Source organism: Enterococcus sp. LJL51 (assembly GCF_049894025.1).
In the GTDB taxonomy this organism is placed as follows: Bacteria; Bacillota; Bacilli; order Lactobacillales; family Enterococcaceae; genus Enterococcus_L.
In genome coordinates, this window is the sequence record NZ_JBNEQE010000003.1 from 179,791 (window position 1) to 196,092 (window position 16,302).

At 40.9% G+C, this 16,302-nt stretch carries 12 protein-coding genes, 1 other RNA gene and 1 CRISPR repeat array; of the genes, 4 read left to right on the forward strand and 9 right to left on the reverse strand.

Annotated elements, in window-relative coordinates; all coding sequences use genetic code 11:
- The first annotated feature begins 241 nt into the window (after positions 1-241).
- Both ACPWSO_RS04885 and ACPWSO_RS04890 read left to right on the forward strand, forming a co-directional pair.
- On the forward strand, positions 242-841 hold the full coding sequence (locus ACPWSO_RS04885) for a TVP38/TMEM64 family protein (protein WP_426081701.1): 600 nt from the start codon (positions 242-244) through the stop codon (positions 839-841).
- A 160-nt stretch (positions 842-1,001) separates the two neighbouring features.
- Entirely contained in the window at positions 1,002-2,804 is a 1,803-nt protein-coding gene (locus ACPWSO_RS04890) for a glycerophosphoryl diester phosphodiesterase membrane domain-containing protein (protein ID WP_426081702.1), read from the forward strand.
- A 93-nt stretch (positions 2,805-2,897) separates the two neighbouring features.
- On the opposite strand, the gene nth is transcribed toward ACPWSO_RS04890, so the two are convergent.
- The 7 genes from nth to ACPWSO_RS04925 all read right to left on the reverse strand — a co-directional run bounded on the left by nth (position 2,898) and on the right by ACPWSO_RS04925 (position 8,739).
- Complete coding sequence (gene nth / locus ACPWSO_RS04895; RefSeq protein ID WP_426081703.1) at positions 2,898-3,548, reverse strand: endonuclease III; 651 nt, start codon at positions 3,546-3,548, stop codon at positions 2,898-2,900.
- 10 nt (positions 3,549-3,558) lie between these two features.
- A complete protein-coding gene (locus ACPWSO_RS04900) occupies positions 3,559-4,275 on the reverse strand; it encodes a DnaD domain protein (RefSeq protein ID WP_426081704.1) in 717 nt (238 codons plus the stop codon).
- 119 nt (positions 4,276-4,394) lie between these two features.
- Positions 4,395-5,894, reverse strand: a complete 1,500-nt coding sequence (locus tag ACPWSO_RS04905; protein ID WP_426081705.1) for a carboxypeptidase M32 — start codon at positions 5,892-5,894, stop codon at positions 4,395-4,397.
- A 2-nt stretch (positions 5,895-5,896) separates the two neighbouring features.
- Positions 5,897-7,069, reverse strand: coding sequence for a THUMP domain-containing class I SAM-dependent RNA methyltransferase (locus ACPWSO_RS04910; RefSeq protein ID WP_426081706.1), 1,173 nt, complete (start codon positions 7,067-7,069; stop codon positions 5,897-5,899).
- 232 nt (positions 7,070-7,301) lie between these two features.
- Positions 7,302-7,670: RNase P RNA component class B (gene rnpB / locus ACPWSO_RS04915), an RNA gene on the reverse strand.
- 18 nt (positions 7,671-7,688) lie between these two features.
- Positions 7,689-8,108, reverse strand: a complete 420-nt coding sequence (gene gpsB / locus ACPWSO_RS04920; protein WP_426081707.1) for a cell division regulator GpsB — start codon at positions 8,106-8,108, stop codon at positions 7,689-7,691.
- Between the two features lie 91 nt (positions 8,109-8,199).
- The gene (locus ACPWSO_RS04925) at positions 8,200-8,739 is read right to left on the reverse strand and encodes a DUF1273 domain-containing protein (protein WP_426081708.1); all 540 of its coding nucleotides are present in this window, start codon (positions 8,737-8,739) and stop codon (positions 8,200-8,202) included.
- A 62-nt stretch (positions 8,740-8,801) separates the two neighbouring features.
- Here ACPWSO_RS04925 and recU point away from each other — a divergent pair, with 62 nt between their 5' ends.
- Together recU and ACPWSO_RS04935 are read left to right on the forward strand one after the other, a co-directional pair.
- Positions 8,802-9,419: a Holliday junction resolvase RecU gene (gene recU, locus ACPWSO_RS04930; RefSeq protein ID WP_426081709.1), complete on the forward strand. Its 618-nt coding sequence runs from the start codon at positions 8,802-8,804 to the stop codon at positions 9,417-9,419.
- 30 nt (positions 9,420-9,449) lie between these two features.
- The gene (locus tag ACPWSO_RS04935) at positions 9,450-11,756 is read left to right on the forward strand and encodes a PBP1A family penicillin-binding protein (RefSeq protein WP_426081710.1); all 2,307 of its coding nucleotides are present in this window, start codon (positions 9,450-9,452) and stop codon (positions 11,754-11,756) included.
- 347 nt (positions 11,757-12,103) lie between these two features.
- Here the strand turns inward: ACPWSO_RS04935 and ACPWSO_RS04940 are convergent, their stop codons facing one another.
- Together ACPWSO_RS04940 and fucO are read right to left on the reverse strand one after the other, a co-directional pair.
- A complete protein-coding gene (locus ACPWSO_RS04940; protein WP_426081711.1) occupies positions 12,104-13,714 on the reverse strand; it encodes a CTP synthase in 1,611 nt (536 codons plus the stop codon).
- 339 nt (positions 13,715-14,053) lie between these two features.
- A CRISPR array of direct repeats spans positions 14,054-14,745; the repeat unit is 30 nt; unit sequence ATTCACATTACACTATGTTTAGATTAAAAC.
- Positions 14,746-14,983: 238 nt separating this feature from the next.
- Positions 14,984-16,135, reverse strand: coding sequence for a lactaldehyde reductase (gene fucO, locus ACPWSO_RS04945; RefSeq protein ID WP_426081712.1), 1,152 nt, complete (start codon positions 16,133-16,135; stop codon positions 14,984-14,986).
- Between the last annotated feature and the right edge of the window lie 167 nt (positions 16,136-16,302).

Genomic DNA, 16,302 nt, shown 5'->3' on the forward strand with positions numbered 1-16,302 from the left:
GGGTAAATAACCAAGTCCTTCTGCCGCTTTTATTCTACATCTCAGGATGTAGGCGATAATCGGACCATAACTTTTTATTCTTTCGGGCTAAAGTTTGATGTACATCCTTTTAAAATACACTATAATAATTATAGAAATGCTTCCTTACAACTTTGTTATTCAATTTTGTTATGGATTGATGTTAAAATAGAAATATCTTAAAAAGCTTAACTAGCAAAACCATTACAAGGAGCTGAGAAAAATGAGTATTGCCCTTTCCAGAAAAATTATCCAGATGATCTCATTCATTGGCATCATCGCTACTATAATCGTGACTATTTACTTTTTAAAACTGGGTGTTTTCCAGGATACTAATGCCTTGAGAGGATTAGTGGGCGATTCCGTCATTCTCGGTCCTGTAATTTTTATGCTCATTCAGATTATTCAGGTAGTTATTCCAGTTATTCCAGGTGGAATTAGCTGTGCGGCAGGCGTTTTAATCTTTGGTCCAGTTGCCGGCTTCATCTATAACTATGTGGGAATTGCAATAGGTTCAGTCATTATTTTCATCTTGAGTCAAAAATATGGAAAACCGCTGATTCTTAGTCTGATTAGCGACAAGACTTATAATAAATACATTGGCTGGCTGGATAACGAAAAACGCTTTGAACGATTGTTTGCCTTCGCCATTTTCTTCCCGGTTGCTCCTGATGATGCACTTTGTTTGATGGCTGGTCTGACAAAAATGTCTTTAAGAAAATTTACGATGATTATTATTTTTGCGAAGCCATTCTCTATTGCAGTATACAGCTTAGCGCTGATGTATGGAGGAACGTTCCTGAACTCTTTATTAGGCTTTTAAGCAGAAAAATTTTATACTATAATTACAGAGGACGAGGGAGAAGTATTCAGCTGCTTTAAAAGAGCTGCTTCTGTCTCGTTCTTTTATGCTAATGATTTATTTTCCAGAGAGCACTTAGCTGCAACTCGGAAAGATGCTAACACAGATAGGATGACGAACAATGAACTATTTAAAAAACAGTCTAATTAATATTGTTGATTTTCTAAAAAGCACGACCGCCTATTTCCGGGATGTTCTTCTTCTTCACGGATTTATGCTTTTTATTCTGCTCCCTTCTTTATCAAGCTTGACCAAATTTATCCTGCGTCGGGGCAATATTGATTATCTGTCCTACGACTCTATCGGAATTATTCTAAAAGAGCATCCGGCTGTTTTAATCTCTCTCCTGCTGGTACTAACCGCCATCGTGATCAGTGTCTTTTTTGAATTTACGTTCTTATTGTTAAGTGTATTTTTTATCAAAAAGAAAGAACCGATTTCTTTAAAACAGCTCTTAGCTGGTACCTTTAGCCAAATCAAAAAGATTAAGCCCAGCACATTCTTATTCTTTTTATTCTACTTCTTTCTTATTTTGCCTGTTAGCGGTTTAAATTTTAACTCTGATTTACTTGCTAAGATTAAAATTCCAGCGTTCATTTTGGACTATATTTTTGCTAATCGGGTGATTATTATCGCCGCAGTAATTATTGCTTATCTGCTGTTGATTTACCTATCTATCCGTTTAATATTTGCACTGCCGGAAATGATTTTAAGAGATCGGAAATTCAAAGAAGCTGTTGCAGAAAGCTGGCAGCTGACCAAAAACCGTTTCTTTAAAATTATTGGTCAATTTATTGCCATCGGCGGAACGATTCTTCTGATCTCTATCATTGGCTATACAGCCATTTTCATTTTTCAATCCTTTATGGAAGCTCAGTTTCCCACTTATGCGCTGCAAAGTGCGGTAGCAGCTATGACGCTGCTGCAGCTGATGTTTCTGCTGAATATTATCTTTTCTACTGTAGGTATTTTTTATATCACGATTGATTTTATGGATGATGAGGGCTTCCTGCCGACGTTACCTTCGTGGTTTGAAAAGGAAGAAAATGCACCTGCTGCCCCTTGGACCTTTACTAAAGTAATGCTGTTTGCTGTCGCTGCGGCTCTTTTCGGTATGGGTGTTGGGACATATAATACCAATTATCTAAGTAATTATTCAATCAAAGAACCTTTGACCATTTCCCATCGAGGCGTTGATGACACAAACGGTGTTCAGAACAGTCTGGAAGCTATGAGAAAAACCAGTCAGCTTAAGCCTTCTTATATCGAAATGGATATTCAGGAAACCAAAGATCACCAGTTTGTGGTGATGCATGATTTTAATCTTAAAAATCTGACTGGTGTGAATAAACGGCCGAATCAGCTGACCTTAGCTGAATTGGAAAAACTGAAAGCGAAAGAAAACGGGCAGGAAGCTTCGGTTGTATCCTTTGATGCTTATCTGGCAGAAGCGAAAAAACTGAACCAGCCGCTGCTCATCGAAATAAAAGCCACTCCTCAGGATAGTCCAGATATGCTGAACAACTTTATTAAACGCTATAAGGATATCATCATAAAGGAAAAGCATATTATTCATACACTAACCTTTGATATTGCAGAAAACCTAAAGGAAAAAGAACCAGATTTTCAAGTGGGCTACATTTTACCATTTAATATTATCGGTCCGCCTATTTCTAAGGTAGATTTTTTTACAATGGAGTACACCACCTTGAACCGAAACTTTATCGATGCCGCTCATAATGACGGCAAAAAGGTCTATGCCTGGACAGTCAACGATGAAGATACAATGACTCGGATGATGTTCTACGGCGTAGACGGACTTATCACAGACCAGATGGAGCTTTTAAAAGAGACTATCAAGACAGATTTAAAAGAACCCACCTACTCTGATAAGCTTTTCTATTTCGTTACAGGGATTGGTTAAAAAAGAAGCCCGAAAGCCTGAGAGATTCTCTCACGCGCTTTCGGGCTTCTTTCGTTTACTAACACTCTTTAGCTTCAGACTTTGCTTAAAATATTAAGCTTTTGCTCTCATTCGCTCTTTCCCATCCTGACACATGTACAACAATGGGCATACCTCACATTTGGGATTTCTAGCCAGACAATGGTAGCGGCCAAAAAAGATCATTGTATGATGGGTTTTGACCCACAGCTCCTTGGGAACCTTCTTCATCAATGTTTCTTCAACCTCAGTCACGTTTGCATCCAGCTTGCAAATCCGCAGCCGCTTGGATACACGTTCGACATGAGTATCCACCGCAATCGCCGGTTCTCCAAACGCATCTCCCATGACGACATTTGCTGTCTTTCTGCCAACTCCCGGAAGAGAAATCAATTCTTCTCTTGTTTTAGGCACAGTGCCGTTAAAGCGCTCCAGCAGTTGAGCTGCACAGGCTTTGATGTTTTTGGCTTTATTTCTGTACAAGCCAATCGTTTTAATCTTGCTGATAATATCATCCACCGGCGCTTCTGCCAACGCTTCAGGAGTTGGATATGCAGCAAATAAAGCAGGAGTCGCCTTATTTACCGATACATCGGTTGCTTGTGCACTAAGAATAACCGCTATCAACAGCTCAAAAGGATTCTTATGCTGAAGCTCCCCAACTGCTTCCGGGAACATGTCATACATAATCTGAATGGCTTCCATTGTTTTTGCTTTTGAAATCATTACCTTCCTCCTATTCGCTGTCTTCAGGATTCAGCCAATTGTGCAGTGTTACCTTAGGCAGCGGCTCCTGTACGCTGCTCTCTGCTTCAATTTCTTTTTGCTGCAGCGCCTGCTTGCGCCGCTTCTGATCTTCGGCTATCTGTTCCTTTGTAGTTAAATTCTTTCTTTCCCATGCCAGTAATATCCGGTCAATATATTTTAAGCTATATGCCTGATTCAAAACGGCTTCTCTAAGGGCTAATCGGATGACCTCCGGTTTATAACCATCTGTTTCCAGCCACTGCCCAATCATTTCCAGTTCAATAGGCGAGAGCGGACGTGAAAATTCTTTTTCAAAATCCTGATAAAGTGTTTTCACTGCATTTTCCTCTGACTGCTGTTCCTTTTGAATCAATTGTTTCTTCTGCAAACCGGCAATCTTATCAAATATCGGCAGCAAATCGTAGGTATCCATCATCTGACCCTGCTCATTTTGCTTTGTATCAATTCGAATATATCCTCTGGAAACCAGCTCGTTCAACAGCTGATAAACCTTCTCCTTCGGTTTTTCTAGCATCTCGCTAATTGCCAGCAGGTCGGGGAAAAGGTCCCCTTTTTTTTGGGAACGGTAAAGCTGCAGCCAAAACAGAAATTCTTCATCACTCAATCCGATTTTCCGATAATTTTCGATAACAAGATTAGAAACGACGGTTTCCCCGGCTTGTAAATAATCATTAATGGATAACACAGCTGTCCATCCCCTTCTTATCTATAAAAATAGTTCTAAGCAGCTCTCAGCAGCATTCAAAATGAGCTTGTTTTATCTATTTTAGCATAAAATAGTTTAGAACAAACACTCTCTATGACCTATTTTTCAACTTGATAAACATCAAAATAAACAGACTTCATATAATCAAGTAAATAAGAGGCCTTCAGCTCTTCTCCAGTAGCACCGACAATCAGCTCATTCGGCTTTTTCGAAGCCCCGTAACGATGGATTTTCTCTGTCATCCAGTTATAAATTGGTGAATAATCATCTGAAAGAAGGACCTCATCAACGGCAACCTCCTGCTGCAGCGCATGATTCAGCTGGGCAGCGTACATATAACCTAACGCATACGATGGAAAATAGCCAAAGCTCCCGCCAGACCAGTGAACATCCTGCAAGACTCCTTCTAAATCATTCTGCGGGCGAATCCCTAAATATTCTTCATACTTGTCTGCCCAAATAGCAGGCAGCTGTTCCAAATCAACAGCATCATTGAAAATCATTTTTTCTATTTCATAACGAATAATGATATGCAGAGGATACGTAAGACTGTCCGCTTCAATCCGAATTAAGCTGGATTTAGTTTCTTTTAACCCTTTATAGAATGTATCAAAATCAATATCGTCAAAGGTTCCCTCTGTACATTTCTGGAACAGCGGATATTGTTTCTGCCAAAAATTCCGATTGCTGCCTAAAATGATTTCATTAAACAAAGACTGTGACTCATGAATACCCATTGAAGCCCCTGTTGACAATGGCGTGTAATCATATTTTGAATCGATGTTTTGCTCGTAAATACCATGTCCGGCTTCATGAATAACACCAAACACAGCCATTGAGAAGTTTTGCTCATCCCAGCGGGTAGTAATCCGGGCATCGTTGCGGTTCAAATCAAGCATGAAGGGATGAACCGTATCATCCAAACGTCCTTTAGAAAAATCGTAGCCCAGCTGTTCAGCAACCCTTGTTACAAATGTCCGCTGCTGCTCCTTTGAAACCTTTCTATTCAGAAAATCTGTCCGCGGCGGTGTTCCTTTTTCTGCCAATTCTTTTCTTAGTTCAATAATGCCGGTTTTCAGCTCAGCAAAAAGCTGATCCAGTTTTTCCACTGTTAACCCCGGTTCATACTGATTTAAAAGAACATCATAGGGGGTCTTTTCATCCTTTTGCCAATAGGGAATAAATTCTCTTAAATAGGAAACAAGACGGCTGATAGATGGTTTCATGCCCGCAAAATCCTGATCTGCTCTAGCCTGCAGCCAGGCAGCATGAGCGTTAGAAATCTCGCCGTGATACGCCTGCATGCGCTCAGCGGGGATGCGGTGGTTTCGCTCGAATTCTTCCTTAATCTCCTTGAAAACCTCCCCGCCAACCTCTGAAAGCTTCTCAGGATGCTCAGAAAAAAAGGTTACTGCTTCCTGAATAATTGGTCCTGTACTTTTTTCAAATGCCAGCTTGTTAATATAACCGACAACTTCTCCACGAAATTCATTGGAGCCTTCCGGCATACCAGTCTGGCTATCCCATTCAAGCAAGCCTAATGACTGGTTCAGTAAATCAATTTCTTTTACTTCCTTCAGAAACTGTTGTTCATTCATGCCTATCCCTCTTTCTCCTCATTTCTTGGCTTCCTAGGCGGACGTTCTCCCCAAAATTGAAACAGATCCGTTCTCAATGCACCATTATACAGTTTTCTTTTCTTCGTCGCCTTCGCTCCATAATATTGCTCAAAGGTTAAATCACTAGTCAGAATGTATTTACTCCAAGTTTTTAATGGACGGAAGACCTCGCCCATTTCTTTATAAAGCTCCCGAACCGTCTCCTCTTCGCCCAAACGCTCACCGTACGGAGGATTGGCAACAATTACTCCATACTCTTTATCTGTAGAAAAATCCTTCACTGCCAGTTGCTTAAACTGGATAGAATCACCTAAACCAATCTCTGCCGCATTTGCCTTGGCTATCTCAATCATCCGCCCGTTGATATCTGAACCGGCAATATCAAGCACTGCATCATAGTCAGCCTGCGCTTCTGCCTCTGCTCTCACTTTTTCAGTTACTGCTGAATCAAACCAATCCCAAGCTTCAAAAGCAAATTCCCGGTTAAAGCCTGGAGCAATATTGTGGCCAATCAAAGCAGCCTCAATACACAAGGTTCCTGAACCGCAAACAGGATCATAAAATGGCCGGTCCTTGCGCCAGTTCGTCAGCATCACCAAAGCCGCCGCCATATTTTCTTTCAGCGGTGCGCCGCCCTTATCCAAGCGGTACCCCCGTTTAAATAAGCTAGGACCTGTCGTATCCAATGTCACAATCACATGATCCTTCAACAGTGCAACCTCTAGCTGAAAAAATGCGCCTGTCTCTGGCAGCGGTACACTAGCAGGACGGTGGTATACCTCTCTTAAACGATTAACAATCGCCCGTTTCGTAATTGCCTGACAGTCTGGTGTACTGTAAAGCTTGGATTTTATTGATTTACCTGCTACTGGAAACTCTGCATCAAAGGGTAAAAAATCTTCCCAGGGCAAAGCTTTCACCTGTTCAAAAAGCTCATCAAACGTAAAAGCATCAAACTCACCCACGATGATTTTCACTCGGTCTGCTGTACGCAGCCAAAGATTAGCCGTAGCAATCGTCTCCATCGTTCCTTCAAACCTTGCCCGTCCATTTTCAACTTCACAAGGAATCCCTAAGTCTCTCAGTTCTTTTCCTACTAATGCTTCTAGACCGCTGGCTGCTGTTGCTACCAGCTGATATGTTTTATTTGCCATGTTATGCGCCTTCTTTCTATTATAGTGCTGCTTTGTTTACTGTTCATGCTCCAAATCAACCGTAATTTGCTCTTTCTTCTGCAAATCTGCTGTTTGTCATCGGATTTTTTTAATCAACCCAGAATCTGGATGAAAAATTCGTTTCTGCTGCATTTTTCAAACAAGTCCTAGTCTTTTTCGAAAAAAAAGCCTTCACAACAACGTTGGAAGGTCAGCCTGATTGCCTGTAATTTTCTGTAAGCCATGTTCTGTATCAAATCCTCTCAGGTAAAAGAATCTGATGGTTACCATCTATCTGCAGATATTTCTGCCTCTTCTACTCGTTCATTTCCTTTAGAAGAGTGCCCCTACCATTGTTTGGGTTGCTCGCTCGAGGGGTTTACCGCGTTCCACCAGCGTCGTTTCCCACGCTGCTTCGTCACTGTGGCACTTTCAAGGATACTCAGGCATAGCCGAAGCCTTAGCCCTTTTTCCTGCCGTTATTCTCAAAGGAATACCTTAGCTTATGGTTTCGCTAAGCACGAACACTACAGACATCTCAGTCTGTGCGAGCATGGACTTTCCTCAGCCTGATTTAATCAAACCGCGGTAACCCGAAAATTACAGGATCATGATAGTTTTAGAATTGACGTGTTTCTGTGTTGTCGATTGGTGTTTGCGGTGCCGGTTCGTAAACTGGCGCTGCATGGTGTGTTGGCGCCGCAGCTGGTGTATCATCCAGCTTCTTGCCAAAAACCTCACGCTCCAAATTAGAGAGACGTTTCAGAATATCAAAGTTAGTTACGGCTGCACTCTTAGGCGCATCTGGAACTACTGAGCTTCTGCCCGGCATAGACGGCTGCACTTTAGCTGCCTGATCAGCCTTTGCGGAAAGTCTGCTGTTTTCTTCCTGTAAAGCAAGGATTTCTTTGTTGTATGCTTCATAATCCTTGATGACGTTATCCAAAAATTCATCCACTTCAATCGGATCATAACCACGCATTTTTGATTTAAACTCTTTTTGTAAAATTTCCTTTGGGCTGTATATCAAGTTTGCCATATCTACACCTCATATTTATATTTCTGTACTCGAATTCACAATTCAACATTTTCATTGTATCTAAAAACAGGCGGAAAATCAAACAGATTCTCTATTCTAATGCAAAATTTTGTAAATCATCCATGGAAATCATCCGTTTTTCATAGAAATGGGTTTCGGAAAACTGTTCTGCTTCCTTCTCAAAAAACAACGTCTTCCCTGGATATTCTTTATCATATATAAGCAGACAGCCTTGTGTATGATCTAAAATGAATGCAGTATGACTCTTGAGCTGTGCCGGCGATTGATACGGCTGCCGGCTGACATAATCAACGTAGTCGGCATTTGCCTCGATTTTTTCAAGCAGCTCTTTATTTTTTTCATTCCAGTTTTCACCGAACCCCATAAATGGATAAATCACACCCAGATTGACTTCATATTCTTCTTTCAGCTCCAGCACAATTTCTCCTGCCCAAAGCTCTACACCCAAATTTCCGGCAATTAAAAACCACTGAACTCCCTCTTCCAGAAAGTTAATCAGTTCACTTTTTAACACTTTTTTAATAACCCCGACTTTCGGGTCATTTTCCTGAAATACATTGAGTTCAAAGCTTCTATAGCCCGTAACAAAGACAGTTTTTATTACTTCCATAAGAGTTTCCTTTTCTTTCGTTCACATTTTTTGCTATAATATTCGCTAGGAGTGTGATATAAATGGTTTTCCATTATCCAAATGGTACTCCCTTCAATAATAATGAAGCAAACAATCAAAAAAAACAAGAGAAAAAGAAACCTGTCGACTTTGCTAAACGGGGCATGAATTTTGAAGACGAGATTAATCTAAGTAATACTTATTACCTAAACCGTCGTCTTGCTGTGATTCATAAGAAACCCACCCCTATTCAAATCGTTAAGGTTGACTATCCTCGGAGAAGTGCTGCTGTCATCAAGGAAGCTTACTTCAGACAAGCTTCCACCACAGATTATAATGGTGTATATAAAGGGTATTATCTAGATTTTGAAGCAAAAGAAACCAAGAACAAAACATCTTTTCCTTTTAAAAACTTTCACCAGCATCAGATTGATCATATGGCACAATGCCTTGAGCAACAAGGAATCTGCTTCGTGCTATTATGGTTTTCTTCACTGAACCGCTGCTTTTTTCTAAGTGCTGAAACGCTCATCCATTATTGGACAGAACAGCAGACAGGAAAAAAATCCCTGCCACTGAAAGTACTTGAAACCGAAGGAATAGAAATCAAGCTGGGGCTAGCACCCAGAGTGCCGTATTTAGATGCAGTCGCGCGCTATCTTGAAAAGAAGACTGACTGATTTTTGTTAAGATAAAGGAGTAGGTAGTATATGTCAAGCGAATTAGGGACACGTTCACAGAAACATTCCCATTTCTCAGCTGGTTCAGCCCCGACTGGTTCAGGGTCAAACGGCCAGCCGAAAAAAAAGAAAAATATTTTTATTCGAATATTAATTGTTTTAGTCTCATTAGGCTTTACAGCACTTTTAGGCGGTGCCATTCTTTTTTGGTTCTACGCAAAGGATGCGCCAGATTTAGATGACGACCGGCTAAGCGATACAGTTTCTTCAAAGCTTTATGATATCAATAATAACGTTTTTGAAGAACTAGGGTCTGAAAAGCGGGAGCTGATTCAGCCGAATGACGTGCCTCAGCTGCTGAAAGACGCAGTTGTCTCTGTAGAGGACAAGCGCTTTTATAAGCACAACGGGGTTGATCCTATTCGGATTATTGGTTCTGCCTTTTCAAATTTCAAAACCGGCGGACTCCAAGGAGGTAGTACCTTGACTCAGCAGCTGATTAAGCTTTCCTTCTTTTCAACAAAGGAATCTGATCAGACATTGAAACGGAAGGCTCAGGAAGCCTGGATGGCCGTCAAGCTGGAAAGAGAAAAATCAAAAGACGAGATTCTTACCTATTATATCAACAAGGTATACATGGCAAACGGTCTTTACGGGATGCAAACAGCAGCTGAAACTTATTTTGGCAAACCTTTGTCAGAACTGAACCTGCCGCAGACAGCGATGCTTGCCGGGATGCCCCAAGCACCTAATGACTATGACCCTTATGTCCATCCTGATCTAGCGAAAGAACGGCGCGATGTTGTTCTTTATACGATGAAAGAAAATGATAAAATTAGCACTGCTGAATATGAACAGGCGAAAGCAGCGCCGATTGAAGATGGTCTGCTGCCTCAAAGTGAATCAAGCGATGAAAGAAAAATCGTTGATAATTACGTTACAGCAGTAATTGCTGAAGTAGAAGAAAAAACTGGTAAAAATGTTTATACTGACGGCCTTGATATCTACACAAATCTTGATATGGAGGCGCAAAAGAAATTATTCGACATCATTAACACTGAGGAATACGTTGCTTACCCAGATGAGAATATGCAGGTTGCTTCTACTGTCGTTGATGTTCAGACTGGCCAGGTACGCGCTCAGATTGGCCGACGGAATGTCCCTGATGATGTTCAGCGAGCGGAAAATCTAGCGACAAATAATCGGCGAGACATGGCGTCTACGATGAAACCATTGATTGACTATGGACCAGCGATTGAATACTTGGATTATTCTACTGGTAAAATTATGTACGATCAGCCAACGACTTATACAGATAAAACACCTGTTTATAACGCCGATTTACAATATTATGGCGCACTCACTATGAGACGGGCGATTATGGGTTCACGAAATACCACAGCTGTTCAAACATTTAACGCAGTTGGAAAAGATAAGGCTGGAGAATTTCTTAAAAATCTAGGCATTGAATTCAAGACCTTAAATGAAGCAAATGCGATTTCCAGTAATATGAACGAGGGCGAAGATGCTAAAGAATATGGCGTTTCTTCCTTAAAACTGGCTTCTGCTTATGCCGCTTTTGCAAATGGCGGAATGTACAACAAGCCTTCGTATATTCACAAGGTGGTCTATCAAGACGATTCTGAAGAAGAATTTGCTCCTGAAAGTAAACGGGCAATGAAAGAATCAACTGCCTATATGATGACAGATATGCTTAAGGATGTTATTAACGGCGGAACAGCATTTAACGCCGGCATTGACGGCTTGATTCAAGCTGGCAAAACTGGAACAGCCAACTATACAGATGCTGACCTTGAAAAAATTGGTATTTATTCAAATATTGCACCAGACAGCACATTTGTTGGCTACACTACGCATTATGCTGTTTCAGTATGGACCGGCTACGACGACCGTTTGACACCGATTCATTCAGAATACTGGGGAACTGCATCAGATGTATACCGTGAAATGATGACTTACCTATCTCAGAATGTTTCAAACGATGACTGGGTTATGCCGGACGATGTTGTTCGAATTGGTGCTGAGCTTTATGTTAAAGGTGCAACCAATCAACAGGCTCCTGTATACACCTCCAGCTATTCGACTGAAAGCAGCACGACAAGTGAATCCAGCAGTACAACGGATTCTACTTCAAGTACATCTACATCAGAAGCACCTGTCGTTCCGCCAACAGAAACATCGACACAAGAACCACCAACTCAAACGTCAGAACCAACGCCGCCAACAACTGACAGCAGCGACGTCACACCACCTGTTACTCCTGGCGGCGGTGATGGCGAAAATGCCGAGAATGATAACCCCGCTGCACCAGGCTGATTACAATTAGGAAAGTGAGTGGGACATAAGTACATGCCTGAACTCTTATTTCTCTAAAATCCGAATAAACGGCGTTCCAGTCTTTGTATGCTTCGAGGATTGCAACAGAGTGAGAACCGTAGACGCAAAAGTAGCTCTCTCAAACAATAAGGCGAGTCAGAAACATGATGTTCTTTATCATGAGACTGACTCGCCTTACTGCTGAAGTAAGCTTGCTCGTAAAGCCAAACATTGGCAAAATACTTTTCTGTGTAGCCTTTACAGGATACCTAGATAGCTTATTCCCCTTTATCAATAAAAAAGCATCTGAGCCAAAAAACTCAGATGCTTTTCTCTATTTTTAAGTACTAATTACTTTGACTATTTTTAAGAGCCGCTCCGACAAATCCCTGAATCAATTTTTGCGGACGGTTCGGACGGGAAATCAATTCCGGATGGAACTGACAGCCCACAAAGAATTTCTTCTCTGGAATTTCAACAATTTCAACCAGACGGTTATCTGGAGATACACCAGAAAAGACTAGACCATTTTCTTCGAAAATCTGACGGTATTTATTGTTAAATTCATAGCGGTGACGATGGCGTTCCTGAACAACCTCTTGATTGTCATAGGCCGCTGCCGTGACGCTGCCTTTTTTTAGTTTGCAAGGGTACAGTCCTAAGCGGAGAGTTCCACCCAGATTCTCTACATTTTCCTGATCTGCCATTAAATCAATAATATTATTGGTAATATCCGGATTGGTTTCTGCTGATCCGGCATCTTCTAAGCCAACCACATTACGGGCAAATTCCACGCAAGCCATCTGCATACCAAGACAGATTCCTAAAAATGGTACATCACTTTCACGAGCATAGCGAATTGCTTCAATTTTCCCTTCAATCCCGCGATCACCAAAGCCTCCTGGAACCAAAATCCCATCTGCTCCGCTAAGTAATTCACCAACATTTTCAGCCGTTACTGCTTGTGAATCTACCCAGTCAATTTCAATTTCTGAATCAAATGAAAAGCCTGCATGCTTCAAGGACTCTACTACTGAAATATACGCATCTGGTAGTTCAACATATTTTCCAACAAGAGCAATTTTGGTTTTCTTTTTCAGGTTTAATACTTTTTCTTCCAATGCACGCCATTCGGTCATATCTGCAGCAGGAGCATCAATCTTCAAATGGTCACAGACAATCTGATCCATGTTTTGTGCTTGTAAAGCCAATGGAATTGAGTAAAGCGTTTCTACATCTCTTGATTCAATAACTGCTTCCGGTTCTACATCGCAGAATTGCGCCAATTTATTTTTAGTTCCTTGAGAAACAGGTAATTCCGTTCTAACGACTAAGATATTTGGCTGGATACCCAGACCACGCAGTTCTTTCACACTATGCTGTGTCGGCTTGGTTTTCATTTCTCCAGCAGCCTTTAGATAAGGAATTAGGGTTGTATGGATATACATCACATTGTCTGTTCCTACATCAGCTTTCATCTGACGCAAAGCTTCCAGAAACGGCAGAGACTCAATATCCCCTACTGTTCCGCCGACTTCTGTAATGATGATATCAGAATCGGTCATTTTCGCTGCACGCATAATCTTGTCTTTGATTTCATTGGTAATATGAGGAATAACCTGAACAGTTGCCCCTAGATACTCCCCCTTACGTTCTTTTCTAAGAACTTCGGAATAAATTTTTCCTGTGGTAACATTTGAATACTTGTTTAAATTGATATCAATAAAGCGTTCATAATGTCCTAAATCCAAATCTGTTTCGGCACCATCATCTGTAACGAATACTTCTCCATGCTGATAGGGACTCATTGTTCCCGGATCCACATTAATGTAAGGATCAAATTTTTGAATCGTCACCTTTAAACCGCGATTTTTAAGTAAGCGTCCGAGAGAGGCAGCTACAATTCCTTTTCCGATTGAGGAAACAACGCCACCGGTAACAAAAATATATTTTGTCATAATTACAAAAACCCCTTCTTTTCTTATGATAATTTTGGAGAGGATATTGAACAGCTTTTATTCAGACATATCTAGCTAGGAAATTAACGAATCTTCACCGACATACCAAATAAAAAAAGAAAACGCCCCTATCCAAAAAGAATAGGGAGCGGATAATGTTCAATTTCTGACCTTCTCAAAGGTGCCCAAGTAGTATAATACAAGCAAAATCGCTCAAGGTCAAGTATTAATGAACAGATCTTATATTGGCTCTTTAAAACATAAAGAATTCAAGTTTATGTCAACAATGTGTTTAGATTAAAACTTTGAAGGAGGCACACAAAGTGCTACACGTTCAATATTCACATTACACTATGTTTAGATTAAAACCCTGACTCTGTTCCGTTTCTATGCTTAATGTATGCAATTCACATTACACCATGTTTAGATTAAAACAACTTGCTGAATAAAGCAAAAGAACTAAAGAAAGATATTCACATTACACTATGTTTAGATTAAAACACCAACAACCGAGCAGATAGGCATTGATTTTGACGAATTCACATTACACTATGTTTAGATTAAAACCGAAAATAATGTGTAATCATGTTCATACCATGCAACATTCACATTACACTATGTTTAGATTAAAACAGGGATAAAGCCGAGTGCCTGCTCCGAGAAGAGCGTATTCACATTACACTATGTTTAGATTAAAACTTAATCGCAGATTTACCGAAGCGTTTAGCGATTTTATTCACATTACACTATGTTTAGATTAAAACTGGTCCTTTTCTTCCTGTAGAAGCAATATGAAAAGCTATTCACATTACACTATGTTTAGATTAAAACTCGAACTTGTTTTATATGATGAATTTCAGGCTGATGAAATTCACATTACACTATGTTTAGATTAAAACGATAGAAGGTATTCAGAAAGCCGTCTCAGGTTCGTCATTCACATTACACTATGTTTAGATTAAAACGTCTACTCCATAGCCACCGTAACGAGCGATAATTTCATTCACATTACACTATGTTTAGATTAAAACCGGCTCTTGTTTAGCCCTTGCTATGACTGAGCTGAACAGGGCATTTCTGTCGACCTCGCTTTTTTTTGCTCTTTATTTATAGATTTTAGAGCACTTTTAACAAGAAGTCAATAATATCAAGGTTTTCGTCTGCTGTCGATCCCCCGTTCTTTTTACAGTATTGACGGTCGACAGATAAAAAACTCGCTGAAATCTTCTATCGAGTAGAAGTTCAACGAGTTTTCTTCATTCATATATCTTACATCAGGCTTTGATAAAGAGAAATAATCTCTTCCACTGAAGCATCTCTTGGATTGCCTGGTGTACAGACATCTTTAAAGGCATCAGCAGCAATCTGTGGAATGTCTTCAGCTTTCACGCCCAGTTCAGAAATGGTAGCTGGGATTCCTACATCCTTGCTCAACTGATCAATCCCTTCACAGGCTGCATCACGCACCGCTTCGATGGACAATGTTTCTGCGTCTTTAATCCCTAATGCTAGGGCGATATCCCGATACTTTTCTCCGGTAAAATCCTTATTAAATTTCATAACCGTTGGCAATAAAGAAGCGCAGGCCACACCATGAGGAATGTTATACCAAGCACTCAATGGATGGGCCATCCCGTGAACTAGTCCCAATCCTACATTGGAAAAGCCCATACCGGCAATATATTGTCCCAGCGCCATGGCTTCCCGTCCAGCCTGATGACCAGCGACAGAGTCTTTTAGCGAACGACCGATGATTTCAATCGCTTTGATATGAAGCATATCCGTCATTTCCCAGGCACCTTTGGTAATATAGCCTTCAATCGCATGCGTCATGGCGTCCATGCCTGTAGCGGCAGCCAGTGCCTTCGGCATTCCCATCATCATATCACTGTCTACAAAAGCCACAATTGGAATATCATGAGGGTCGACACAAACAAACTTACGATGGTTCTCTTCATCTGTTATTACGTAGTTAATTGTTACTTCCGCTGCAGTACCTGAAGTGGTTGGCACGGCTAAGATAGGCAAGCAAGGCTGCTTGGTTGCCGCCACGCCCTCCAAGCTGCGGACATCAGCGAACTCTGGATTGTTTACAATAATCCCGATTGCTTTCGCTGTATCAATAGGAGAGCCGCCGCCAATCGCAATAATGCAGTCTGCTCCGGCCTCCTTGACTGCCTCTACGCCATCTTTGACATTCTGAATTGTAGGATTTGGAACAATTCCGTCATAGACACTATAGCTAATACTTGCTTCATCCAACAGAGCCGTAACCTTTGTTGCAACTTCAAACTGCACCAAGTCCTTGTCGGTAATCACAACCGCTTTTTTAAAGCCTCTTTTTTGGAATTCTCCCGGCACTTCTGCAATTGCCCCTTTTCCAAAATACGATGTTTCGTTTAATACCATTCTGTTTGCCATTTCCTATTTCCTCCTCATGTGTTATTTTTCACAAGTTTATCTAAAAGAGAGACGGTTCCAAGCCGCAGCTCTTCATTTCTGCGCAAAAGTAAACGTTTCCCAATTACCCTTACCATGCCTTCCGCTGCAAAAAATCCTTGAAGAAAAAGAAGCTGAAACAGAATCCT

Bases quoted from the DNA above. Each gene is read 5' to 3' on its own strand.
- gpsB (WP_426081707.1), bottom strand. From the start codon at position 8,108: ATGGCAAACTTGATATACAGCCCAAAGGAAATTTTACAAAAAGAGTTT.
- ACPWSO_RS04905 (WP_426081705.1), bottom strand. From the start codon at position 5,894: ATGAATGAACAACAGTTTCTGAAGGAAGTAAAAGAAATTGATTTACTG.
- nth (WP_426081703.1), bottom strand. From the start codon at position 3,548: ATGATTTCAAAAGCAAAAACAATGGAAGCCATTCAGATTATGTATGAC.
- ACPWSO_RS04940 (WP_426081711.1), bottom strand. From the start codon at position 13,714: ATGACAAAATATATTTTTGTTACCGGTGGCGTTGTTTCCTCAATCGGA.
- ACPWSO_RS04890 (WP_426081702.1), top strand. From the start codon at position 1,002: ATGAACTATTTAAAAAACAGTCTAATTAATATTGTTGATTTTCTAAAA.
- ACPWSO_RS04935 (WP_426081710.1), top strand. From the start codon at position 9,450: ATGTCAAGCGAATTAGGGACACGTTCACAGAAACATTCCCATTTCTCA.
- ACPWSO_RS04925 (WP_426081708.1), bottom strand. From the start codon at position 8,739: ATGGAAGTAATAAAAACTGTCTTTGTTACGGGCTATAGAAGCTTTGAA.
- recU (WP_426081709.1), top strand. From the start codon at position 8,802: ATGGTTTTCCATTATCCAAATGGTACTCCCTTCAATAATAATGAAGCA.
- fucO (WP_426081712.1), bottom strand. From the start codon at position 16,135: ATGGCAAACAGAATGGTATTAAACGAAACATCGTATTTTGGAAAAGGG.
- ACPWSO_RS04885 (WP_426081701.1), top strand. From the start codon at position 242: ATGAGTATTGCCCTTTCCAGAAAAATTATCCAGATGATCTCATTCATT.
- ACPWSO_RS04910 (WP_426081706.1), bottom strand. From the start codon at position 7,069: ATGGCAAATAAAACATATCAGCTGGTAGCAACAGCAGCCAGCGGTCTA.